The 23,509-nt window shown below is 47.5% G+C and carries 19 protein-coding genes; 10 read left to right on the top strand and 9 right to left on the bottom strand.

Annotated elements, in window-relative coordinates; genetic code table 11:
- Positions 1 to 7: 7 nt before the first annotated feature.
- The 3 genes from K2Q26_14690 to K2Q26_14680 form a co-directional block, all read right to left on the bottom strand.
- Positions 8 to 5,332 carry a hypothetical protein gene (locus tag K2Q26_14690; protein MBY0316766.1) on the bottom strand — a complete coding sequence of 1,775 codons (5,325 nt, stop codon included), beginning with the start codon at positions 5,330 to 5,332 and terminating at the stop codon, positions 8 to 10.
- 136 nt (positions 5,333 to 5,468) lie between these two features.
- Positions 5,469 to 6,458: a hypothetical protein gene (locus tag K2Q26_14685; GenBank protein MBY0316765.1), complete on the bottom strand. Its 990-nt coding sequence runs from the start codon at positions 6,456 to 6,458 to the stop codon at positions 5,469 to 5,471.
- A 70-nt stretch (positions 6,459 to 6,528) separates the two neighbouring features.
- The gene (locus K2Q26_14680; protein MBY0316764.1) at positions 6,529 to 7,125 is read right to left on the bottom strand and encodes a hypothetical protein; all 597 of its coding nucleotides are present in this window, start codon (positions 7,123 to 7,125) and stop codon (positions 6,529 to 6,531) included.
- Positions 7,126 to 7,539: 414 nt separating this feature from the next.
- Between K2Q26_14680 and K2Q26_14675 the strand changes: the two genes are divergently transcribed.
- On the top strand, positions 7,540 to 8,046 hold the full coding sequence (locus tag K2Q26_14675) for a histidine phosphatase family protein (protein ID MBY0316763.1): 507 nt from the start codon (positions 7,540 to 7,542) through the stop codon (positions 8,044 to 8,046).
- A 53-nt stretch (positions 8,047 to 8,099) separates the two neighbouring features.
- On the opposite strand, the gene K2Q26_14670 is transcribed toward K2Q26_14675, so the two are convergent.
- Complete coding sequence (locus K2Q26_14670; protein ID MBY0316762.1) at positions 8,100 to 8,492, bottom strand: hypothetical protein; 393 nt, start codon at positions 8,490 to 8,492, stop codon at positions 8,100 to 8,102.
- Positions 8,493 to 8,715: 223 nt separating this feature from the next.
- On the opposite strand from K2Q26_14670, the gene K2Q26_14665 reads away from it, so the two are divergent.
- Positions 8,716 to 9,084, top strand: coding sequence for a MerC domain-containing protein (locus K2Q26_14665; GenBank protein ID MBY0316761.1), 369 nt, complete (start codon positions 8,716 to 8,718; stop codon positions 9,082 to 9,084).
- Positions 9,085 to 9,093: 9 nt separating this feature from the next.
- Positions 9,094 to 9,927, top strand: coding sequence for a hypothetical protein (locus K2Q26_14660; GenBank protein ID MBY0316760.1), 834 nt, complete (start codon positions 9,094 to 9,096; stop codon positions 9,925 to 9,927).
- A gap of 10 nt (positions 9,928 to 9,937) precedes the next feature.
- Here K2Q26_14660 and K2Q26_14655 read toward each other — a convergent pair whose 3' ends face one another.
- A complete protein-coding gene (locus tag K2Q26_14655; protein MBY0316759.1) occupies positions 9,938 to 10,270 on the bottom strand; it encodes a hypothetical protein in 333 nt (110 codons plus the stop codon).
- Positions 10,271 to 11,021: 751 nt separating this feature from the next.
- Positions 11,022 to 12,926 (bottom strand): acetate--CoA ligase, encoded by a 1,905-nt coding sequence (acs, locus tag K2Q26_14650; protein ID MBY0316758.1) that lies wholly within the window; start codon positions 12,924 to 12,926, stop codon positions 11,022 to 11,024.
- 120 nt (positions 12,927 to 13,046) lie between these two features.
- Here acs and K2Q26_14645 point away from each other — a divergent pair, with 120 nt between their 5' ends.
- From K2Q26_14645 to K2Q26_14625, 5 genes are all read left to right on the top strand, one after another.
- Positions 13,047 to 13,982: an extensin family protein gene (locus K2Q26_14645; GenBank protein ID MBY0316757.1), complete on the top strand. Its 936-nt coding sequence runs from the start codon at positions 13,047 to 13,049 to the stop codon at positions 13,980 to 13,982.
- 10 nt (positions 13,983 to 13,992) lie between these two features.
- A complete protein-coding gene (locus K2Q26_14640) occupies positions 13,993 to 14,565 on the top strand; it encodes a hypothetical protein (protein ID MBY0316756.1) in 573 nt (190 codons plus the stop codon).
- Positions 14,566 to 14,607: 42 nt separating this feature from the next.
- A complete protein-coding gene (locus K2Q26_14635) occupies positions 14,608 to 15,249 on the top strand; it encodes a hypothetical protein (GenBank protein ID MBY0316755.1) in 642 nt (213 codons plus the stop codon).
- Between the two features lie 87 nt (positions 15,250 to 15,336).
- The gene (locus K2Q26_14630; GenBank protein MBY0316754.1) at positions 15,337 to 17,274 is read left to right on the top strand and encodes a hypothetical protein; all 1,938 of its coding nucleotides are present in this window, start codon (positions 15,337 to 15,339) and stop codon (positions 17,272 to 17,274) included.
- Positions 17,274 to 18,542 carry a hypothetical protein gene (locus K2Q26_14625; protein MBY0316753.1) on the top strand — a complete coding sequence of 423 codons (1,269 nt, stop codon included), beginning with the start codon at positions 17,274 to 17,276 and terminating at the stop codon, positions 18,540 to 18,542. Before K2Q26_14630 ends, K2Q26_14625 begins: the two co-directional genes overlap by 1 nt.
- A 27-nt stretch (positions 18,543 to 18,569) precedes the next feature.
- Here the strand turns inward: K2Q26_14625 and K2Q26_14620 are convergent, their stop codons facing one another.
- The gene (locus K2Q26_14620; GenBank protein MBY0316752.1) at positions 18,570 to 19,181 is read right to left on the bottom strand and encodes a cell wall hydrolase; all 612 of its coding nucleotides are present in this window, start codon (positions 19,179 to 19,181) and stop codon (positions 18,570 to 18,572) included.
- A gap of 380 nt (positions 19,182 to 19,561) precedes the next feature.
- On the opposite strand from K2Q26_14620, the gene K2Q26_14615 reads away from it, so the two are divergent.
- A complete protein-coding gene (locus tag K2Q26_14615) occupies positions 19,562 to 19,945 on the top strand; it encodes a response regulator (protein MBY0316751.1) in 384 nt (127 codons plus the stop codon).
- A 19-nt stretch (positions 19,946 to 19,964) separates the two neighbouring features.
- Here K2Q26_14615 and K2Q26_14610 read toward each other — a convergent pair whose 3' ends face one another.
- Entirely contained in the window at positions 19,965 to 20,825 is an 861-nt protein-coding gene (locus K2Q26_14610; GenBank protein MBY0316750.1) for a hypothetical protein, read from the bottom strand.
- 87 nt (positions 20,826 to 20,912) lie between these two features.
- On the opposite strand from K2Q26_14610, the gene hflX reads away from it, so the two are divergent.
- Complete coding sequence (gene hflX, locus K2Q26_14605; protein MBY0316749.1) at positions 20,913 to 22,310, top strand: GTPase HflX; 1,398 nt, start codon at positions 20,913 to 20,915, stop codon at positions 22,308 to 22,310.
- Here hflX and K2Q26_14600 read toward each other — a convergent pair whose 3' ends face one another.
- Positions 22,311 to 23,435 (bottom strand): hypothetical protein, encoded by a 1,125-nt coding sequence (locus K2Q26_14600; protein ID MBY0316748.1) that lies wholly within the window; start codon positions 23,433 to 23,435, stop codon positions 22,311 to 22,313.
- Positions 23,436 to 23,509: the final 74 nt, after the last annotated feature.

Here is a 23,509-nt window from a genome sequence, read left to right as displayed (position 1 = left end):
TTTCTGATTAGTATGACACACACCGAAGTGGCTGACCGCTTTGAGCCCCGCCAGACCAACTTTGATTGACGAAAGCTCCACCGGATGTACTCATTTGCACAATTCCCGCGTTACATCGATAAATTTTATCAAATCCTGGAACCAATGAATTTGAAACGTCAAACTCTACCCCACCTGTGCCTGTTCCGGGCGAGCTTGCCGGACTCGTCCAGCAGCCAGTTCCCCAACAACTTCCGGAATTCGTCACCCACGTGCTCGTAATCCCGGAGAATGTACACATTGTCATGACTTTTTGAGTGGTCGAAACTGGGAAGTACATGTAGCCGGGCGTGTTTGGCTCAGGAGATGTGAATAGGGAGCAATCAGGAGGAGATGCAGAAAATCCTGTGGAAGTTCCCGCAAGTGATGCCGATGCATTTGCGGCGCCCGCCGTTGCTGAAATCGTCCCAGCATAACTTGTGTTGGTTGATGCCATAGCACGAACTTGGACGATACAACTGGATCCCGGAGAAAGTGTAGCCGAACTACACGTATTCGAACCAATTTGAAAATTGGTAGAATTGGATAAATTGGTCGCAATAGAAGTCGTCGTTGCGGAACCCGTATTTGTAAATGTAAAGCTCGTATAAGCTCCCGGACTCACACCGCCCGTGAGGTTCAGTGTTGCAGAGCTGGGCGAGACACTCAATGCCGCCACAGGAGTAGTTGTTTGTACCACCGCCCATCCTGTGGATTTACAAACAAATAAAAAGTCATTCTCAAACCGCATACTGCCCAATCGGGTCGAATCACACGTCGTACTGTCCGAACCTATTTTTAAATTCCCGCTGACTTCAAGTTTAGCGACGGGGTTCGTGGTGCCAATCCCCACATTTCCAGATCCCAAAACATTTAGAACTGGGCCTCCAATTGTCGAACCGATCATTACTTTATTTGAATTGGACTCTGTGCGAATCACTAAATCTGCGGCAGAGCTACCTAGGGCCCATTCGTTTGCGGCGGAAGCAAAACCTATAGTTGCTTGACGAGTGGTATTCCCAAAATCTAGAAACGTTGGCACTGCGGCTCCACCCCGAATTGCCACACCCGCAGCCACACCTCCACCATTAATTTCAAGTTTTTGCCCGGGATTTGTCGTCCCGATCCCCACGTTACCGCCATCTAGAATTTGCAGGGCGAGAGGAGTGGTTAGAGTTCCCAACGATAAAGGTAAATTGTTATTTGAACGTAGAAAGCCCGCTGTGTGAATCGTTCCGTTTGAATCATATCCGAGAGAAATACTTTCATTGCTTGCGGTGGGCTCATTCACACTGATGACTCTGTGGCTGCCGTTGGCGATCGAACTTCCATTGACAGTAAACCTACGCAAAGGCGATGTCGATCCTATACCCACATTTCCTCCGCCGCTTTGGAGGACTAAGTTATTCCAAACAGTATTTCCGGCCGACATCGCTGATACTCGGCTGTAAGTGTTTCCGCTACTGGCTCCAAAATCAAAAGTGAGCGCCGACCCCGTAGAACCATTCGCGTAGTCACTGGTTGAAAACATCGTATTTGCCGCGATACCGGAAGGGCTTGCAACATGGAGTCTCAAAAGAGGAGAAGTTGTACCTATTCCGATGTCCCCCCCAGAGGTGAATCGCATTCTCTCGACACCCGCAGTGCTCGCGGCAAGAACATCGGAGGCTGGATTAAACCAACCTGTGTCAGGATCTCCATTAAATGAGTACGCAGGACTTGTCGCCACATTTGCTGTTCCCAAATTTAAACTGGGTCCGGAGGAAACTGTGGACGTCATACTACTAAAATTTAAATTCATGCGATTCGTTCCGGCCACAGCAAAACCAATGGTATCTGCTGAAGGATTCCAGAAACCTGTGTCGGGTTCGCCAGTGAATGAATACGAGGGTAAAGCAGCAGTTCCAGTTCCGGAGGTCACATTCACAAATGAGCCACCTGAGCCAATCATATTGACCCAGCTTCCGTTTTCGTAGGCTTCGAATTTATTTGTCGTCGTGTTGTAACGAAGCATCCCATTAACGCCCGAGACAGGACGATTGCCTGTTGTGTCGCGAGGAATAACGATGGTGCTTCCTGTCGCTCCCGTACCGTTCATATCCAAAATTGCTCCGGTAGTGGGGTTGCTTGTGCCTATACCTACACTTCCGATGGAACTAATTCTCATTCTCTCTGTGTAAGTCCCAGTTGCACCTGATGTCGCAAATGACAAGACGGAGGGATTGGTCGAACTTGTAAAGGTATCCTCGGCAAAAGCCTGTATGCGGGCCGCCTGAACGCTGGTTCCCGCATCTGTTTGGCCAATGAATAAAATAGATCCTAACATGTCGCCGGATTGCAGAGAACTTGCAGACGTCGAAGAACCTCGAGAGTTTTGCAAAATCATCACAGGATGACCTGTCGTTGCGCCCGAAAAATTCTGCACACTCAAAGAGGGATAAACGGCTGCGCCTGCTGTGTTCAGATTGATGGATTGAATACTCGTGGAGGAATTCGTCGACGCAACTTCTAAATTTACAGAAGGATTTGACGTCCCGATTCCCACTTTTCCAGACGCGGTGACCAACTGAGAGGTTCCTACAACAAGACCGTCGTTGGGCAGATTCAGTGTACCGGTCATCGTATCGCCGGCTTTCGCTACTTTTTCGCTATCGAGTTCGTTGATGGCCGCCTGAGTTGTTGTTGCGGCGATGTTGCCGCTGGCCGTGTTGGTAATCTGTGAACCGGTGTAGTCCCCACTTTGCGCGACAACCACTCCCGTTCTCGAGAAAACGCTAGTTATCGCCCCCGCATCATCAGCGCCGCAGAGCCAACGATCGTTGACAGCGTTCCACTTGAGAACTTCATTGGGACCACATTCGGTCCCTGCCGGCATGTAGCTAAAGTACTGTAACGCTGCGCTGGTAATTTTATCCACACTGACCGAACTGATTTTCGCATTGGTGACGCCGCCGTCTCTGACGCGGAGAGTGTTCGTCGCGATTTCCAATGTGGAGTTATCAGTATTGATCGCTAAATTCCGATCTGCCGACAAGTCTCCTCCGCCGGTCAATCCAGAACCTGAATTTGTATTGATAGAACGAGTCGCCGTTGCGGCTCCGATATCACCTGCAATCGCTCCCGTCTTATCAACTTTACTCCACGCAATCGCTGCTGCCGCGTTAATGTCCGCGTTCGTGATAGAACCATCGACAATTTTTGAACTGTTGACCGAATCTGCCGCTAATTTAGCTAAGGAAACACCCGAGTCTCTAACTTGAAGTTGATTTGTACCGTTGGTCTCGATGGTCGTGCCGTCGGTCACGACGGACAGAGTGGCTGTTCCACTTCCCGTCCCTCCGCTTAGAGCCGAGCCCGCATTGGTGAGAATGCCATCAATGTCACCACCGGCGCCCCATCCACTAGAAATGTCCTTACAGTTTGAACCCGCTTCGTCGCAAATTTCATTGGCACGTATGGTTCCCGCAACATCCAATTGAGATTGCGGACTTGAACTATTAATACCTACGTTCCCTGTTCCTAAAATAGAAATCCTTCGATTTCCACCGCCATTAGTGTAGAGATGCACGGTCGAGTTCGAATCCGATCCAAAGCCGACTTCATTTGACCCATTGTTATTAAAAATTCGAAACTGTGTGGTTGTCGAATAGAGCTTAAGCTCAGCTCCATTTGCGGAACCGTCGTAAATATCCAAAACTTTGCGATTAGCCACCACAGGAGCTGGGGTCGTCGTCCCAATACCGACGCGACCGGTTTCGTCGATCACCATACGTTCCGTGCCGGCGGTGTCGAATCGAATTTTGTCTTCGTCAGCACTTTCTTCCAGTTGAATTTTCGTATCGTTGTCCGCATCCGCGATGGCCGTGAAGTTGCTCGGCAAAGCCCCGCAAATCCAACGGTCATTGACCGCATCCCAGATCATTGTGTAGTTGCTGGTACATTCCGTACCCGCTGGCATGTAGGAGAAGTATTCGGCCGCGGCACTTGTAATTTTTGTTACACTGAGTGAGTTGATTTTTGCAGTCGTCACACTGCCATCTAATATCTTCGATGTTGTCACCGCGTCGGTGGAGAGCTTCGCCGAACCGATACCGCCGTCTCTCACTTGGAGTTGATTGGATCCGTTAGTCTCTATCGTCACACCATCGGTGACCACCGCAAGTGTCGCCGTTCCGCTCGTCACGCCGCCAGAGAGAGCGGAACCTGAGTTGGTCACGACGCCTTCGATATCACCTGTGCCACTACCCGCACCCACCGCCTCCGCACTATTTCCATCCCAGTACATGATTCTATCGGTGTCCGTGTTATACCATGTGGCCCCTCTATTTCCGATCGCGAGTGTACCCACAAGAGTCGTCTCTTGAGCATTTGAAAACTTTCCCAGCGTCACAGTCGATAGGTTCTGCATTGTAATGTGGCCTGTATTCAAAATCTGATTGCCGTTCATATTAATGGTTCCGGCCATGGTTCCACCGGCAAGTGGTAGCTTCGTCGCGTCGGTCATCGTCGACGGCACTACGGCCTCCCAACGATTGAGCGTCGCGTTCCAGGAGAGGATTCGACCATTTCCAGTTCCGGCCCCCACCCCACTCACGTCGATATTAGCACCCGCAATTTTCGTGTCGGCATAATTCTTAGTCGCGGCATCTTGAGCTAATGTCGGATCGGCTAAGTTTTTGATCTGCTGACCGTTCATGGTTAACGGTGTGGTCGAAGTTCCACTGGCTAAATTATAAAGAGTATTGTAATTCGTGCCGCCAAGTAGATTTTCTAAATTCGCTTGCGTGATATTTTGTCCAGGATTGATCTGCACAAAATTACTTGCGGTGAGTCCTTGTAAACTGTTCGCATACCAAGCGTAGGGAACGGTCTGCAAATGAAAATCCTGAGCCAACGTGACAAGTCCCGAGCCATCGTTATAACCGATGCGGACTTTTCGAGTGTGACCGGCAATTGCATTGTAGCTTGTTCCTGCCGCACATGTTGTAATGCCCGTGTGATTAATTCCATTTCTAAAAATATCGATGATCGAAGATGTATCTTCGTAGTCCGAACCTGAGCGAATTCCTGCTCCGATATTGAGCGAGAACGCCCCTTCACTCCCCAGCATATTGACGGAGTGCTGCTCTTCATACATTAAACAATCATTGACGGCGGAATAAATGCGGACGTTAAAGACAACGGGATTGGCTTCTAATGGCAACCCACCACTTTTGGTAATTTGGCCCTGATAGACAAAACTCGCAGGAACCTGCGCTATCCCCTGAAGTGGGCATAAAAATAGAATAAAGCCGATCAATTTTAAGGAGTTCACTCTTATTTATCGGAAATTATGGAAAAATCTTAAACAAATCTCAGATCAGGACACAGCAGGTTATCGAGCGAAAATTCGACATTGGTCGAGTCATCTCTCCACAATGACTGAAGGTACCCGGTACCTTCCTTCGTCCCTATCTTTCGTAGATGGGTTTGAATTGAGTTATCCCCGACTTTTTAAGTTCATCTTCCCAAAATTTAATGTCGTCCACGTCGGTTCTGGGGAGTCGTAACGTTCGTAATTTGCGCAAAAACTGCTGGACCGTCTTCTTTTGTTTTCTCTCGAGCAGCGGTTTTGCTAACTGTGTGTTTCGGTAGGGACTTAACGCAAATAAAGAATTCCGATCGAGATCGACCGATTTCAGGAGACGCCGATTGGCCTCTTGCAAGTTATTATTCATCAACGCTAATTTTCCTAAAACGGTGTTCGCCTCAAAGATCACCTTCCCATACCACCAGGCCTTTTTATTTTTTATCGCTTCCGTAAGGAGGTGCTCAGAGATTTCCTTGGCTGATAACGTGTTTTCTCTATCGAACTTAAAGCTCACGTCCGCGTATTTACTCAGTATCGCAACCTGGATGAGATTTTTTTTGTCCGGATCGTGCTCGCGCTTCAGAGCGAAACCGAGGTCGGATATACTTTTACTAAAGAGATTATCTTCCGTCACTCGGAGACTCTCGACCGTGATATATATCCAGTTGTTCTTGAACTCGATGCGATAGAGATCATTCATTTTAACTGCAAGAAGATTAACAATGGCCTCTTTAAAACTGATTGATTTATTGTGGATCAAGATCACGTTTTGTTGAAAGTCATTGAGTGCGGCGCCTGCAATCACTTTAGGTGGAATCAGAACACCATTTTCAAACGGAATAGGAATTAAGCCTTCTTCGTCAGATCTCATTGCAAACGTGCTGAGCTTGCTGGTCTCACAAATGCGCTGCTGGGGCGTAATGAGATCTCCCGGCCCTTGGTAGTCACGGCATCCTTGCTCCAGATCCTGCAGGTAAAATTGAATTTGCTTATCCTCTGGCGCCGTGAGGGGATCTTCCTTTGAAAAAGGAATCATGGCCGAAGTGCAGCCTACAAAAAAAATAAATAAAGACGTGAGTATCCAACGCATATCCGCAAATTATGCGTCTTTCGAAAAAAGACGCAAGCAATTGTTCTTCATTGTCGCAAAATTTAAATTTTTATTTTTTCACTTCGAGGGAAATGAGGCGTTTTTGGTCGTCCAGTTGGAAATCAAACCACGTTTCGCCCCACGCGCTATCTACACGATAGGTTTCGCGAAAACCGGTGTCGACTTTTTCGATGCCTGCTTTTTGCGCCACTTTAAATCCGGGCACAAAAACGTCAGCGAACTTATGGATAAACTGAATGCGATCTTGTAATGTTTTAGGCTGATGCTTTTCGTTGCGATCAAACTCGATTTGAGTAATACGACCACCCTGAACCTTCATCGAATACTTACCCTCAAGAAGTCCAAAGCTTAAAGAGTCCATTGGGGATGGGCGCTTCGCCGATTCCACAACCATCTCTTTGGAGTTTAACTTTTCGATATTTTCTCTCCACTCCGTTTCAACGCCCTTGGACACACTCGCAATGCCACGAAGATTTGTCTGTGGCTCTTTCGATCCACTGAACAGAGAGGAATTGAGACCGACCATTAAAAAGAGCGTAAAGGCTAAAGTCGCTGTTGCGGCGGCGCGAACATCATTCGGAGTCGTACTCACTAAAGATTTTTTGTATTTGGTTTTTAACGGAATGACTTTGCGATCATCTGACATTGTTCCCCCAGCCCTTAAGAATTTTAACACAACTTCGTACACAATGAATCACTGCGAACTTTATACCAGACCACAAACAATTAAAGACCCAATCGTTACAAAAAGCGTCACTCCCCTTTACACTCTGTCTTAATTGTAAACGGTTTTGCGAGTCTCAAAACGAGACACTGGTACTGGTCCAGGTTTTCTTTTGCTTTGTTTTTGAGTTTTAAAATAGCTTCGTTCGGACGCGGGCTCCGTGCCCTCGCCCGTTTTTCCGACAGGAAGTCGGAAATCGCGTCACGCTAACGGGAGGTCCTCTCGATGCTATTTTAAAACTCAAAAACAAAGCAAAAGAAAAGCGAGCACCTTTATGTCATTGATTTGGACGCTTAGGGTTTTGACTGGGTAATGGGGTGGGGTTAGGGTTTTTGGATGGGAAAATTTCTTTTTGGGGTTCGACATGGGGTTGCTGAGGATAAGGTGGAGTTTGCTTTGCGCGAGAGTGATGATTCGCTTCGACCTTTAACGAAGGATGGGATTAAGAAGCTTCACGCAGGGTTTGAGGCTTTGGCTCGACTGGAATCCTTGGAGACGATTTTGTTTAGTCCTTGGACGCGAGCTTTGCAAACGGCGGAGATTTTGGCGGAGTATTTTCCTAAGGCTCAACGGATTGAGACGACACGACTGACTCCGAATAGAGATCACGATGGACTTATCGAGGAGATTAATAAATACAAGAGCCCTTCTCTAGCCATTGTTGGGCATGAGCCTCATCTCTCAGAATTTACATCTTATCTTTTGACGGGATCAACACGTCCTTTTTTGAGTTATAAAAAAGGGGGCGTCGCTAAATTGGAATTTGAGACGCATTTAAAAAAACAAGATGTCCATTTACGATGGCTCGCGGTGCCTCGATGGTGGAGTCCAAAGCACAAATAGAAAAAGTCAGGATTTAACCCTGACTTTTTTCTGCATTGAGAGCCTCACGAGCCTTAAGCAGCGCGACGTCTGCGTGCTTGAGATGGATCGATGTTATAAAGTTTCACTTTTCTGTAAAGCGTTGCGCGACCGATACCTAAAGCTTTTGCAGCTTCAGTGAGGTTACCACGGAAAGAGTGGATCGCTTTTTCGATAGCTTGTGCTTCGAGATCGTTGATTGTAGCCACAGCACCGTTTGAGCTTGAACTCATTCCTACACCAGGAAATGGCAAAACGTTGCTTACTGAATTATTTTGTCCACTGCCAACAGACAGTGATGGAACAGACGAAGATGAAAAACTTGGCGACTGAACATCGCACTGAACACCTAGAGTCTGTGCAAACTCCTGACCTCTATGAATGATGACCGGGTCGTCACTCACGATGATGAACTTAGAGAATGCCATTGATAACCTCCCAAAGATTAATTAATTGCTCTCAATTGCTTCATTTAATCTATCGGTAAGGTCGTCTCAGAAAATGAGGAAAATTTTTCCCATTTTTATACTTTATTTGTAACCCCATGAATTTCTTTGTCTTTTTTTGAGACAATTTTTTAAAGCGATCCCAACTCCTTCCCAAAAACGCAAATTGGTTGCATTATGCTAAAGAAATCAATAATTTAGGTCCATGAAAAACCACGCTTGGGTTGAATATCTCGGGATCAGCGCTTCTGCCATCTGTCTCATTCATTGCTGTTCAATTCCCCTCATTATGATGTTCTTTCCGTTTCTCATTACCCATGAGAGTTCTCACCTTTGGTTCGACATTGTGATGATCTTATTAATCTCCGTCTCTGGGATTACATTTTGGAAAGGCTTTTTGATTCATGGCTCTAAAAAAGCACTGCGCTTTGCTTGCGTCGGTATGCCCCTCCTCATATTTAGCTTGATCTTCGCGCATACAATGATCGTGAGTGTTCCCCTCAGCGTCACCGGTAGCGCACTGATGTTATTGGCTCATTACTACAATCATCAATTGTGTAAGTGCCCTCACTAGGAGATTCTTATGTGGCCCCAGAAAATGCTCATGGTAAAGCCCGACTTCTTCGACATCAAATACAGCATCAACCCGCATATGGTCGACAAATCAGGCCAGTTGAAGAAAATTGATAAGACCCGCGCCGTTCGCCAGTGGGAAAATCTTAAACAAAAGTTCGAGAGCCTAGATCTACAAGTCGAAGTGATCGAGGGCCAACCTGGGCTGCCCGACATGGTTTTTTGTGCGAACCAAATGTTCCCGTTTTACAAAAATAAGTCTCTCCAAGTGATTTTAAGTCGCATGCAGTCCATTCAGCGCCAAGACGAGGTCGAACACTTTCATCAGTGGGCTACGCAAAATAATATCGAATGCTATCCGATTAGCACGAGCGGAAAGTCCTTCGAGGGCATGGGCGACCTACTGTGGAACTACGAAACTCAAGAGCTCTTTGGAGGCTACGGCTATCGGACCGAACAAGATGTTTACACTCAAATTGGAAACATCACGGGCCTGCACATCCATACTTTAAAACTTGTGAACGAAAACTTCTATCATCTGGACACTTGCCTTTGTATCCTCAATAAAGACTCCGCTCTCTACGTCGAAGAGGCTTTCACTCCCGAAGGTCTCCTGATTCTTAAATCGCGCTTTAGAAATCTGATTCGCGTTCCCTCGGACGAGGCGGTGCAAAACTTCGCCGCTAATGCGTGCTGCCTCCACGGGACCGATGTGGTGATTCAAAAAGGCAGCGAGTACACTTCGAACCAACTTAAAAAATTAGGTTTCCGGGTGCATCCCGTAGAAACATCCGAATTCATGAAGGCCGGCGGCTCCGTCTTCTGCATGAAACTTTTAATTTAATTTTGAATTATTATTTGCGCTGAGATTTAGAGGCCGCAAGTTCGCGAGCTTCTCTAATTTTATAATGATGCTCTTGCGCCGCTTTCGATTCGCAAAGATTTCTAATAGCATCCGTCTGCAAGCGTTCCACTTTAGCGGCACCTTTGGCGCAAATGCACTGAGACGGTCCACAGAAGACCGCACCTTTAGTATCACAACACGTTACAATCTTTTGATCATCGTTCGGAAAAAGACATTCATCGACATATTCTGTCGGCGTATCGCCCGCACATGTTTTGATATGATCAATCTGGCCATAGGCTCGAAACTGAATCATCAAAATTAAAAAAAACAAAACCTTCATGACCGACTTCTCCACATATATATCTTCGGAATTCTTAACACTTTCCTAAAGCCCAATCCCATCCGAGCGCCCTAGATTGCTTATAAATTCGAGACTGCCTCACCCAGAGACGCCCCCCCCAAAATCCGAATGTCCCAGCTTTATAAAGATAAGCTTACCTCAACACTCTACTTTCAGCATCACTCTCACCAAAACCTCAAGACCGTCATCCAGCTCCACCTCAAAACCCCCAACCTTCGTCACCTCAACCCCCGCCCCCACCCAGTAAAGTCCCCGACCCCCCACCCCCCCCCACCCCACGAAACATTCCAGCCAACCTATTCGCACGAAGCCTTTTCAGCAGGTTGATTTCAAAAAGTCTTAAAAGAAAAATCAAAAAATTTAGAAATAGATTCGAAGGGACCTCCCGTTAGCGTGACGCGATTTCCGACTTCCTGTCGGAAAAACGGGCGAGGGCATGGAGCCCGTGTCCCTGAGAAACTGTTTCTAAATTTTTTGATTTTTCTTTTAAGACTTTTTGAAATCAAACTGCTGAAAAGCGCAGACAAGATACCGGGCCCAGTTACATTTCCCCAAACGTAAAGGGCCGGTTCAATCCCCAATTCCTTTTTTTTGATGGATCTTTCGATCCCTAACCTTCGATCCCCAAATTGAACTCTCTGTTAGTGGGACTAGTTATATTGATCAGCGAGGTATTAATCAAAATAATCTTCGTTATCCTTAGTATAAGAAGCCCTTATGTTTCGCCGCACTATTTGAGCTCTATTGCACTACATTTGAGAAGGATTTCATCGACCACCTCTGGATTTAATAATGTCGAAGTGTCGCCGAGTTGATCCACATCGCCTTCGAAAGCCTTTCTCAAGATTCGTCGCATGATTTTTCCTGAGCGAGTTTTGGGAAGTCCGCTCACCACAATCACCCGCTCTAACTTAGCAAGAGGTCCGATATTTTTCGTAATGATCTCATTTAATTCTCTCAATAAATCTGGTTTAGGTATTTGCCCTGAGTTCGGAGTAGCAAATGCCACGAGACCTTGGCCTTTAATAGGGTGAGGCACACCGATCGCTGCGGATTCAACAATCAGCGGATGGAGATTAATTGCATCTTCAACTTCCGCCGTACCGATCAAATGTCCCGACACTTTCACGACATCATCAATGCGCCCACTGATACGATAAAATCCGCGCTCATCTCGCCGAGCTCCATCTCCACTGAAGTAATACCCTTTGTAAGTCGAAAAATAAGTCTCTTGATATCTTCGATGATCACCATAAATGGTTCGTGCCATTCCCGGCCATGGGCGCTTCATGCAGAGTGCACCTTCGGCCACCGTCTCGTGAATTTCTCGTCCAGCAGAATCCACAAGGAGAGGCTCCACCCCCGGAAGAGGTAAGGTCGCCATCGTCGGCACACTGGGAGTAACGCCGGCGAGAGTCGAAATCATAATGCCACCGGTCTCTGTTTGCCACCACGTATCGACGATGGGACATTCTCCGCGACCGATGTTTTCATTGTACCACTGCCAGGCCTCCTCATTGATAGGCTCGCCGACAGATCCAAGAACTTTGAGAGATTCTAAATTGGACTTTTGCACATAGCTCAATCCCTGCGACTGCAACGATCGTATCGCTGTGGGTGCGGTATAGAAATGACTGACTTTAAATTTTTCGATGACCTGCCAAAAACGACCCGCATCAGGCCAGGTGGGAATTCCCTCGAAGATCACCTGACTCACACCATTGAGCAGCGGACCATAGGCGATATAGGTATGGCCCGTGATCCAACCAAGATCTGCTGTGCACCAAAAAATATCCTCGGGCTTTTGCATTTGAAAAACATGTTTAAACGTCTCTGCGGCCCACACCATATATCCCGCTGTGGTGTGGAGAAGACCTTTCGGTTTTCCGGTGGAACCTGAAGTGTAGAGAATGAACAAAGGATCCTCAGAAGCCATCGTTTCTGGCGCACAGATTTTTTCTGCTTTTTCCATCAAAGGCTCCAACCAGTGGTCGCGGCCTTCTCTCCAATTTATTTTTCCTCCGGTTCGCTTTAAAACTAAAACCGATTTCACAGAGGGGGCGCTATCAAGAGCTTCATCCGCGATGGTCTTGAGACCAATCACTTTGTCACCGCGAACCGCTTCGTTATTGGTCACTAAAAGTTTCGCCTGACTGTCTTGAATTCGATTCGCTAAGGACTGCGACGAAAAACCTCCAAACACAATACTGTGAATGGCGCCAATTCGCGCGCACGCCAAAGTTCCGATAAGAAGCTCCGGCACCATCGACATATAAAAGACAACGACGTCACCTTTTTTGATTCCTTGAGCTTTAAGAACATTGGCGAACTGACACACCTTCTCAAGGAGCTGGGAATAACTGTATTGAGTTTTCTCACCACTCTCTTGGTTGGGCTCAAAGTAAATGGCGATTTTCTCCGGATGGGTTTGGACGTGGCGATCGAGAGCATTCACTGTAATATTGAGTTCTCCGCCCGAAAACCATTCCACCCGATCGCCAAACTGCCCGGTCAGAACTTTCTGGTGAGGTTTGACCCACGTAAATTCTTTGGCCACTTGCGACCAATACGTGTCGGGATCGGATAAACTTAAAGAATAGGCTTCTTCATATTGTTTTTGAGAACGGATATTCACAGGGGCCTCCCTCCAATTCTGTCGACTCTTTTGACACTGTTTCAATTTGAATACAGATAAGTCCACTTAAAATCGATTTCGGTAGGCGCGTCAATTGCAGCTCTGAGAATTGGGGGACTTATGCCTAGATTGAATGCGGCTCTCACATTTAAGTTACAAAGTTTGAAGCAAGCCCTATGCATTGCATATCCTCTGAGATATTTGATTTATGCTTTTGTGAGCTTGATGACGGTATTTCCGGCTCATGCCCAGAGCTCTTCTGGTGGATCAATGTATATTCCCCAAAATTCTCAAGTGGGCGGAACCGGTTGGATTTTTGATGGAGATACATCCGATGTTGTTGAAGATGACTCCCAAGAAGTGAAATTTTCGACCGAAGCTGTTTCGGCAGCCCCATCGGTAGCACCGCAATATACACCAGCCCCTTCTCGGCGCCCGAATCCCAGCACAGTGCCGACTCCGACGCCGCGCCCTTCTGTTCGTCAATCTCCAGGCCGCTATGTGGGCCAACAAGCGGTCAGCGTTTATCGCCGATTAGCCGGTGGAGACAGCGCCGTCCAAGTGAGTGGCTGTGGCGGTAACGTGACTTTTGGAGCTTCGAGCAGTCGCTGCGGTCCTCTCATCTTTTCCTCGCGCTTCAATTCCTTTCTTATGGAAAACATGCCCCGATGTGTAAACGAAGCTCTGCGGTCCGAGGGTCTTCCTGCGGCCAGCCATATTCATGTTCAAAATATGGGGAGTTACTCTTATCGCGCGGCTCGAGGCTCAAGCCAGCTCAGTATGCATGCCACTGGTCGTTCGCTAGATATCAGCGCTTTTAATTTGACTCTTTCTAATGGTCAGAGAGTAAATGTTCCTATGACTATCGCCTCTGGAAACCGTCGCTTTTATAATGCCTTTGTGCAATGTTGGAGAACCACGATTCGCGGAACACAACCGGGATGCCGCAATAGCCGAGTGGCCGGTGCCATTGATTGCCGCCAAAGACTTCACCACGATCACGTTCATATCTCTTTACCGTTTTGCCCACGTAAGCCTGGCATTATTTCTGACTAAGGAGTCACCTATGTATAAGATCCTACTCATTACATTTTGTGCCTTCGCTGGATCGATCGCTTCCGCTCAGACGAATGAAGTCGTTGGCGGTGGAGCGACAGCTCAACCGAGCCCGGAAATAGCAACCCCATCGACGGCTCCGGCCGCCCCACAGGCGCCATACAAGAAAGAAACGCTGTCTCCTCCAGCCACCAACACTCGTGTCGGAGCGGACAATTACCAAAACCGTTTGATTACACTCTCTGGCGAGATGGCCGAGTTCACTTGGGAAATGGATGTCACATTAAATTATGTGAGCACCGAAGGCGAACGCATGTCCAAACCGAATGATTTAAAGGTCGGTCAAATTCGCTGTAAGCGCAAAGAGGGTGGCGCGAGCAGTCCGGCTCCCACGTCTACGGGGAGCGGCACGGCTCCATCACCTGCATTCCAAGTGTGCACTCTTTTAGGTTATGAAGTCTCCCACACGGAGTATCGCAATCAGGATCGAATCACGCTTCAGTTAAGCCAGCACGACGCCAGCCAGGGCGCCTGCGGATCGCGCGCTACTCGCCGCATCAGCCTCCGTGCCATTTGCAACTAAATTTATTTGAAACTCCCGACGAGGCCTATTAGCTTCGTCGGTATGAAACACTTCTTGATCACTTTCACATTTCTCATTTCTATAAATCTCCATGCGAGCAATAACAGCCCAGAACTTTGCAACAAGGTGGCGTCTTATCTCAAGGAGGGCGACATTGTTTTTCTTGATATTGATAGTTTTGTTTTCGAAGCCGTGGCCGCCGCCACTCAAACTTGGACGTCGCACGTCGGGATCGCTACACTGGTGAACAATCAATGGGTCATGGTGGAGAGCACCCTCCCTACATCCCGTAAGACTCCACTCTGCGACTATTTGGACAAAACGCAAAACGATCACTTTGCAGTTCGTCGCCTCAAAGGCGGAATGTCCCCGGCAGACTTATCGCGCCTAAAGTCCTACCTTGATACTCAAATGGGAATTCTTTACGACACTGGCTTCGATTATAATTCCACCCGCCTTTATTGCTCCAAACTCGTCTATCAATCTTTTTATTTTGTGCTGAATAAAGAAATCGGAAGCATCAAAGCGTTTCAAAAACTTCTCGATGAAAACCCCCAAGGCGATACGAGTTTTTGGAAGTGGTGGTTCTTGGGGTCCGTCCCCTGGGAAAGACTCACTGTGACACCCAAAGATCAACTCATCGACAGCGATCTTGAGACCGTGGTCACCTGGGAAAACCTGTAAAGATTTCCAAGGGATAGACTCCCTCTTTCGCACCGTAAAATAAGACGGTACTCCTGCTCTTTTCATTGCGAAAATAAAGGAGATCGAATGCCGTTTTTACTGCGAGGTTTACTTGTCTCTGCCTCTCTGATTGCGACATCAGTCCAAGCTTATGAATATCAAAAACCACAAATCCCTTTGAGTCCCAACTTTCAGGAGTCGGCGCAACAGTTTCGCCGCTTGATCGAAAATGAGCAGGTGTTTAATGCTCAAACTTGTTCCGCCAAACTCAAACAAATTTATGAGTCGATGTATGCTCTCGATCCTAAATACTATTTAGGGGCTCCCGAAGGCGAAAAAAATAATCAGGCCCTCCTCTCAAGCCAGCTCTCCGAAAATCCAGTGAACACATTTTTTGACTCCCGAGTGGCGATTCGTAAAAAATTTAGAGACTGGGTGTGGGGAAACAAATTTAAGAACTACGATGAACTTTACGAATGCGCTCGCTATCTCAAGGTCGCCTCTCGCACACTTCGCACCTTCGAGGACTATTGGGGGCTTTATCGTCTGCAGAAATCCACACAAACCCTCCCTGTCGTGCGACGGATGGAGGGGGTGTGGCCTTACACCATGGTGAACACCTCATTCCATAACGAGAAATACACATTCCCGCTGACGTCGGAACCCAAAACTCCCAACTCTTTGCAAACGGGAGACATGTTGCTCAGTCGTGGTCAGGCGTTTAGTAGCGCGGCGATCAGTCGCATCGGAAACATCGATAACCAGTTTAGCCACTTGGCTCTCGTTTACATCGACGAAAAAGCAAAGCTCGGCATCGCCAATAAAATTTATATTATCGAAGCGGAACTGGACAACGGGGTGCAGATCACCGCTCTTGATTATTATCTCAAAGATGCTAAAGCCCGAATCGGACACTATCGCTATATCGGTGATGGAAAACAAGATGATGCCACCTTAAGAAAAATTCGGGCGCAAGCTGCAGAGCTTATGCTCGATCAATTTTTTAAAGGAAAGTATCCCACCGATAAAGAGACACTTCAAAAGATCTATAGTGATCGGTTCGCCAGTGGCATTGGTTACAACTTTGCCATGGACATGAAGAACGAAAACACTTTGTTTTGCTCACAAGTGGTTTCTTATGCTTATGGACTCAGCTGCAAATCCCTTGGAAACTGTGTTGTTCCGAAGTATCAACCCAGCGATCGTACTTACCCTTTTCCCCTAGTTTACTCACAATTGGATAGCACCAGCAATCCAATTATCCGCATGTTGGGCATCAAAGGCGGAGATGTCTTTGCTCCGGCTGATGTAGAGATTGATCCGCAGCTGGAGCTCATTGCGGAATGGAGAGACTATGGCGTGATCGAGGGTCGTCGAATCCATGACATGGTGATCACTAAAGTGTTTCAGTGGATGGAAGTGGGCGGATATGATTTTAAATCCTCGGAACTCATCGATCAAATTAGTATTGTCGCCGAGGTTTTAGTGAAATCTCTTGGGAAAATGCCGCCGGAGACTCCTCCCGGATATATTCGCGGCACGATTCTTTTAGGATATCTTCTCGAAGCCCCAGGAGTTCGCGCCGACGAGGCTCAGGCCTTGCTCAAATCCTATCTTGGCGATTACGTCGGTAAGACCGAAATTGATGCAAAGAAAGCTAAAGAGATCGGCGAAAAAATAAAAAGCCTTTTATTAAAAATGAATATTCCAGTCGACGCACGCACGGAAGAACTGATTGCCAATGAACAATTGCAAAGAGCGGTGGTTGCGCTTTTAAACAATCAGAAACTCGGAAACATTTTAAGTTATGTCGGAATGGTGAAACAAATGACTTGGTTTGCGGAGCGCTTTCACGAGAAGTTCAATCATCCACCGACGGATTATGATTTAGATCGAACGGTGGAGAATCTCCGGATTCTCACCTGCAAAGAGTTCAAAGAAGGAAAAGATCGATTCTTCCTCTTCTTTGCCCCGCAAAAAACGGCTTGCTCGATGGAAGCTTTTGATTGGAGACAATTATGGTAATGCGTTTGTTTTTGGGAATCACAGTTTTATTTTCGACCCTAGCGGCGAAGGCCAATGGGCTTCCGAGCTTACCTACCTCTCCGGACCATCAGTACACTCTTGTTATATCTACCTATGGGGTCGATGATAAAGAACTTCAGCAACTGATCGTGAATACGTTTGTCGAAGGCGTCACAAAGATCGGGACTCAGGCAATTGTCGCTACAGACATGAAGGACCTACAGATCTCTTTTAAAGGATTAAGCGACGGCATGCTGTCGACTCTGGGGCAGATCAACTCTCGCCTTCCCGAGAACAAAGAGGCCTATTTTAATCTTTACTACCTCCCGCTCCTTAAAAATGGGCTTATCAATAAATCCAAAACGATTCGTAGCGTCCCTCTCGAGACACCGGCCGGAGTCATCAGTGCCAAACTCGTTCACCTCTCGGCTGGAACCAACATGACCGACTCCGAATTCGAACTCTACACCGATCTTTCGAATTCAATTGTTAGCCACAACCAGTACTGGCACGAAAAAGGGTTTGCGAAAGATCAAAAACCTTTTTACTTTTCGACGGTCGCCATCGAAACACGGCTTCAGAAAAACCAATCAGGTTTCCAAATTCAAGGATTGATTGGCTTTCCCAAAGGCAAAATGGAATTTAAAGAGGCCGCTCCGGAAGTTCAGATCTCTCACCTTGTCGTCGACGGTCATCGTATGATCGACAACAACGACTCTTTGTCCAATGCCGAAACTCCGAGCTACCAGTCGACGGCGCCCGTAGCGCTAGTGAACGTCAATGTTCATCAAAATCAAAAAGAAGAAATCCGAATGGGATTAACCTTTGGAGCTTTTGGTGGCGTGTCTGATGTGAACAACTTTCAAGACAGTCTAACTATCGCAGATCTAGGCGATAATGCCCGTGATGGAAAGGATTGGCTCACCCAGTGTGAAAATCGCGCCAAAAGCACCATTTATTTCGATGGGCTCCTGCAAGAGAAAGCTCTCGACATCCCCGGTCTCAAATCGGTGATTAAAAATCGTCAAATTGGCTTTCACTTTTATCATTTGGATTTTGTATTTGATGAAAAAGGTCAACCTTCAGTTCCCGAAGGAGGAATTGATATTCGCGTCAGCACCTTGGGTTTAACGTGCTTACCCATCGGTCGCGTCAACACGGAATTTAAAGATAAAATCAATGTCACAGTTCAAGAAGAAATTAAGAAATTTGTTCGAATTGATGATATGAGTGCAAATCTTTTGGATCTTGTCGGAAAGCCTCAGTAGATCACTGAGGCTTGGGAAATTTAAATTCTAAATGGAGGTGAGGGTAAAGAGCCCCTCATCCGTAATGTCCTGCGCACTGGCCATAATTGTCGGAGAAGTTCCATCGGAGATGCCCTGATTCAATCGCTGCTGATTCACAGCCGCGAGACGAGCATTGGGTGTCCCAGATAAGCGAAACAAGTGATGAGCTCCGTCAAAACCTAAGTAAGCCATTCTGCGAGCCCAAGGTGCGCGTCGATCGTAGGCGCCTCTATAGGAGTGAAAGTGAGTGGCCGCGGTAGCAATTTGATCCGCGCTTTTACTGAGCATCATCGCGGCCAGTTGACGAATGCGAGGAGTAACACGCCCAGGACGTGGCGCAAATTGCGAGCGTGCGTAAACAATCCCGCAGATGCTGGAACCATAACCTAGTCGATAACGATTGAGAACCGTCTTCATTGTATTGATCTGCGCCCGCTCACCATGACCACCGGCTTCTCCGGCAGCAACGGCCGCAAGGCAATTGAGAGCGCGGGTCTCCTGAGCGGTTCTTACAGGGGCGCGACGAGTGCGTCGATTGTGGCGCGCGAAGGCCTCGTTCGAGACAAGCGCTAGGCACAGAGCCAAGGCCATAGCCTTCTTCAATGTCTGTAACTTCATTTTGACCTCCAGGTCCTTTATTGTCATAAGAGCAATGGGCGTGCCGTGGCAGAGTGTCTTAAAATGAGTCTGGATCTGTCTAAACTGCGTCTCATGTCGACAGTTGTCTTCTTTTTTGGCGCCTGACGCGCGCAAAGTGTCGCTCGGGATCGATTTTATTAGACCTATTCGTCGCTATAAACTCGGTCACTGTTAAACTTGTAGACACCGTCATCCTACGTCTAGGATTCTGCAATTTAACTTAAGATGTCTTAAGATTTTGGACCTTTTGCCCGCCAATGATTTAAGACCAATAACCATATTCTTAATCCGACATTAATAAATTCACGATTCACTCCCGACCTACCGTTATAATGGAGGTACTCGACGAGGAGAAAACCATGAAGACCATACTGGTGGTCGAAGATGAAACGCACCTTCGCGAAGCGGTGTGTGATATTCTGAGATCCAACAATTACACTATCCTTGAGGCCGCAAATGGGGCCCAGGCCAAAACAGTTCTTAGCGCATCGACGGTGGATCTGATTGTTTGTGACATGAAGATGCCACAGATGAACGGCTTTGAACTCTTGAAGTGGGTTCGCTCAGGAAAATATATTCCATTTATACTCATGACCGGCGTTCCTGAAAACTTAGAGGCTCGTGCTGTTTTTGAAATGGAAATCGATAATTTTATTATTAAACCTTTTAGCCGCAAGGATCTTCTCTCCGCGGTTTCCGAAGCCTTCGGCACAAGCTCCGCCAAAACGAACAAGCTCGCTTAACCTCTATGTTCTCTGCCGATTATGGCGGAGACTTCAAGGATTTTTTCTGCTGATAGCTTTCTACGAAAAATTGCGTGAACTCCTCGTCGTAGAGCCACGAACGCAGAATCGAAAGAAAATGCCCGTTGGAGACGGTGTACACCGTCTTCGGTTGCCATAACTCCTTTAGAGCCATCTGATATTGAGAGGGCACGGTTTGATCTCCGGTAGAAACAAACACGCCGGTGATTTTGTTTCTAAATTTGGGCTCGGTCTTAAACGGATCTAAATTAAAGTTTTGGTAAATCTCTGCGATCATCTCCGCTTCGGTTTGTGGTCTAAACTTTTCTTGGCGTCGCTTTTTTAGATTTACCATTGCGATCTGATCGGAGGTCACGATCAGCTCCGGAATCGGCGCTCCACCCACCACGGAAAAGGCCGCGTCGATTCGATCAAAATGATTGATGGCCACCGCCGTAAAGATGCCGCCTAAACTTGTTCCAAACATTCCCACAAAGGGGCTATGAATATGGGTCAGCGTGTAATCCACCGCCTTGAGCATGCGCGTGTACAGTCTCTGGTGAATCCCATAATCGATGTTGGCCTCGTCGTCCCCTGTCCAGCTATTGAGAATATAAACGTCAAAACCAGCTTTACAGAAAGTTCTCGCAAAGCTGCGATCGATCATGTTCGTACCTCCCGTCGGTGGCATCAGCAGAATCGATCGATCGGACGGTGACTCACCGGCATATAAGGAAACATGGACGACGAACTCGTCGGGTTGAGCTTTATCGGTAAACTTATAATCCTTAATCACGCAGGACTCTCGCACGGAATAGGGCTCCTTGAGGGACTGGCAGCCAATACAGGCGACAATGAGGCTTAGGCAGAAGATTCTCATTCCTTCAAAATATATACGCTTAAAGAAGCGATGCAATCTAAAAGAAATCACAGGACGTTGGCGGCCTTCTGTTATAAAAACATGACCATGACAACATCGACTCAAGCTAAACCATTAAACGCCGTATTAGTGAGCATTCAACTTCCCACGGTTTCGGACACCGAAAATCAAGCTTCGCTGGCGGAACTCGCCCGTTTAGTGACAACGATGGGTTGTAAGGTGGTCCATCAGATCACGCAAAAAAAAGACTCCGATCGCAGCGCCAACGTTCTCGGCGACGGGAAATTGCAAGAACTGGCAAAGTGGACCGGTGGCCCTGGAGTCGTGGGACCGACATTTGTTCGGAAAAAACATAAAGCGGCTTTGCGCTTTGAACGAACCTCCGACGACGACCCTCAAGATAATGCGGACGATGAAGACACTGACGAAGAGGAGGCCGCATCTGAAGATGGAAATCGTGCAAAGGCCAATTTAGTCATCGTCGACACTGAACTTTCTCCGTCCCAATTGAGAAATCTAGAAAGCGCCACCGGTGTTCCGGCCTTGGATCGTACCGGAGTCATTATTGAAATCTTTAGCCGCCACGCCAAAACTCGCGCCGCAAAACTGCAAGTGGAAATCGCACGTCTCGCTTACCTCGCTCCTCGCATCCGAGAAACGGGGAAGCACGATCGGCAACAAGGTGGTGGCGGTAAGGGCTCCGGCGAAACAAGTATTGAGCTGGATCGTCGTAAGATTCGCGATCGCATTAAAGAGCTTAAAGAAGAACTAGCAGAAATCGCCGACGAGCAAGACTCCCGTCGATCCCGTCGCGAAGAGATCACCGTGGCCCTTGTGGGTTATACGAATGCGGGGAAGTCGTCGCTGATGCGTGCTCTCACCGGCAGCGAAGTTCTTGTCGCCGACAAATTATTTGCCACCCTAGATACCACTATTCGTGGGATCTATCCCGAAACTCAGCCCAAAATTTTGATTTCGGACACGGTGGGCTTTATTAAAAAACTCCCGCACGATCTCGTCGCTTCTTTTAAATCCACATTGGACGAGGCCCTTCACGCCTCCCTGCTGTTATTCGTTGTAGATTCGTCGGATCCCACATTTCGTTCCCAACTGGAAGTGACAAAAGCGGTATTGGCGGAAGTGGGAGCGGGCGAAGTCCCGAGTCGTTTAGTTTTAAACAAGATCGACCGATTGTCCCCAGAGGAATTGATACAATTGAAAGTCGAATTTCCCGAAGCCATTTTTCTTTCGGCAAAGAATCCGGAAGATGTGATGGCCCTTCATCAAACCCTGGTCCGACATTTTGAGAGCCCCATGGTGGATGAGGACGTATTTATCCCTTACAACGTCCAGGGGGTCATCGGCGAAATTCGCGCCCAAATGCGTGTGCTCAATGAGGTCTACACCGAAGGTGGCGTCACCCTTACGGTGCGCGCCCATCGAGAGAATTTGCAGCGCTTACGGATCAAATATAGCCTGGAATAATTATTTCGAGATCGGCAAACCATTTCTGTTCGCAGCGGCTCTGAAGTATCTCAGGAAAGACTGATTCAACTCCATGGGATCAGCTTCGCGAGCCGAAACGCGAGGATTCACCGAAGATGTGGCCATCCGATCGCTCACATGGCGACCTGTAGCATCGATAAACGTTTTAAGGAATAACGGGATGTGCTCGGGCTTTATATTCTTCATGTAAAGTTCCCACAGTACTCCCCGCGCGGGATCGAGCAACGTATACGCATCACCTAATTCGTGTTTCCAGTTTTTAAAACCAGTGACGGCGAACTCCCTTGGAGCCGGAACATTTTTACCGTCGTTGTTCGCGCGGTTCATTAGTTGCTGACTCAAAAAATTCAAATGACTATCGTGTTCGATGTCGATGGACTCGGTGATGGCCCTTGGATTCTTACTATTCATCAGAAGCGCGAAAGCATCGGCAAAGAGTTCGTTATAAACTAAAAGCACATCGTTGGCGTAATCGGCAAAGGCATGCCGATCATCAATTTCCATGGCTTTTTCCTGTCGGCGCGCCATCGCTTCGGAGAGGTCGCGGATTTGATCCGTTTTACCAGCCATCTTCGCAAGCTTAAGAACTTCGTCCAGCTCTCTGATTTCGGAAACGAGTCTTTGATATTCGAGATTGAACCTCAGGCGCTCCTGGGACCGGGCCGCTTCCGAGAAAGCTTCTGCCAGCGTCCATTTTTTTCCGCGAAACTCAAAGACGACATTTTCGAAAAACACCAAATGACCAAATTCATGGGAGACAACGATTTTATGAGCCCTCTCCGATCGACCTTCGGAGTTGAGCCCAATGACGAGAATCGGGCCCTTTCCGCTCACTAAAAATGCGGAAGTTCGGTAAGATCTATCCAAAGTTTGCAGTTCAAACCGACCGACGGGTAAGTGGCCGTCGAGCACCTGAATCCACAGATTCATGCTCTCGATAACTCCTATCGCTTTGCCTTGCATCGAGATCGGCGTTTCCTGCGCCGGACGCAGCGGAAGTAAGTAGTCGGATGATTTAAAAAAAATTTCGGTGCACGCGGGAGCCGCCCAACCACTTTGTGGTAAAACTAAATATAAAAATAAGAAGATCCCAAAACCCCGCACAGCAACCCCTTGCAATTCCCACCGAACCCCTCGGTGGTTTTAACGAAAATGCAATATGATGAGCGCTGACGTCT

The sequence above is a fragment of the Bdellovibrionales bacterium genome, from assembly GCA_019750295.1.
Classification (GTDB): domain Bacteria; phylum Bdellovibrionota; class Bdellovibrionia; order Bdellovibrionales; family JAGQZY01; genus JAIEOS01.
The sequence above is the reverse complement of the archived record's forward strand: the minus strand, read 5'-3'. Positions and strand labels throughout refer to the sequence as shown.

Bases quoted from the DNA above. Each gene is read 5' to 3' on its own strand.
- K2Q26_14640 (MBY0316756.1), top strand. From the start codon at position 13,993: ATGTATAAGATCCTACTCATTACATTTTGTGCCTTCGCTGGATCGATC.
- K2Q26_14620 (MBY0316752.1), bottom strand. From the start codon at position 19,181: ATGAAGTTACAGACATTGAAGAAGGCTATGGCCTTGGCTCTGTGCCTA.
- K2Q26_14685 (MBY0316765.1), bottom strand. From the start codon at position 6,458: ATGCGTTGGATACTCACGTCTTTATTTATTTTTTTTGTAGGCTGCACT.
- K2Q26_14630 (MBY0316754.1), top strand. From the start codon at position 15,337: ATGCCGTTTTTACTGCGAGGTTTACTTGTCTCTGCCTCTCTGATTGCG.
- K2Q26_14665 (MBY0316761.1), top strand. From the start codon at position 8,716: ATGAAAAACCACGCTTGGGTTGAATATCTCGGGATCAGCGCTTCTGCC.
- K2Q26_14635 (MBY0316755.1), top strand. From the start codon at position 14,608: ATGAAACACTTCTTGATCACTTTCACATTTCTCATTTCTATAAATCTC.
- K2Q26_14625 (MBY0316753.1), top strand. From the start codon at position 17,274: ATGCGTTTGTTTTTGGGAATCACAGTTTTATTTTCGACCCTAGCGGCG.
- K2Q26_14660 (MBY0316760.1), top strand. From the start codon at position 9,094: ATGTGGCCCCAGAAAATGCTCATGGTAAAGCCCGACTTCTTCGACATC.
- K2Q26_14670 (MBY0316762.1), bottom strand. From the start codon at position 8,492: ATGGCATTCTCTAAGTTCATCATCGTGAGTGACGACCCGGTCATCATT.
- K2Q26_14615 (MBY0316751.1), top strand. From the start codon at position 19,562: ATGAAGACCATACTGGTGGTCGAAGATGAAACGCACCTTCGCGAAGCG.
- K2Q26_14645 (MBY0316757.1), top strand. From the start codon at position 13,047: ATGCCTAGATTGAATGCGGCTCTCACATTTAAGTTACAAAGTTTGAAG.
- K2Q26_14675 (MBY0316763.1), top strand. From the start codon at position 7,540: ATGGGAAAATTTCTTTTTGGGGTTCGACATGGGGTTGCTGAGGATAAG.
- K2Q26_14610 (MBY0316750.1), bottom strand. From the start codon at position 20,825: ATGAGAATCTTCTGCCTAAGCCTCATTGTCGCCTGTATTGGCTGCCAG.
- hflX (MBY0316749.1), top strand. From the start codon at position 20,913: ATGACAACATCGACTCAAGCTAAACCATTAAACGCCGTATTAGTGAGC.
- K2Q26_14680 (MBY0316764.1), bottom strand. From the start codon at position 7,125: ATGTCAGATGATCGCAAAGTCATTCCGTTAAAAACCAAATACAAAAAA.
- K2Q26_14655 (MBY0316759.1), bottom strand. From the start codon at position 10,270: ATGAAGGTTTTGTTTTTTTTAATTTTGATGATTCAGTTTCGAGCCTAT.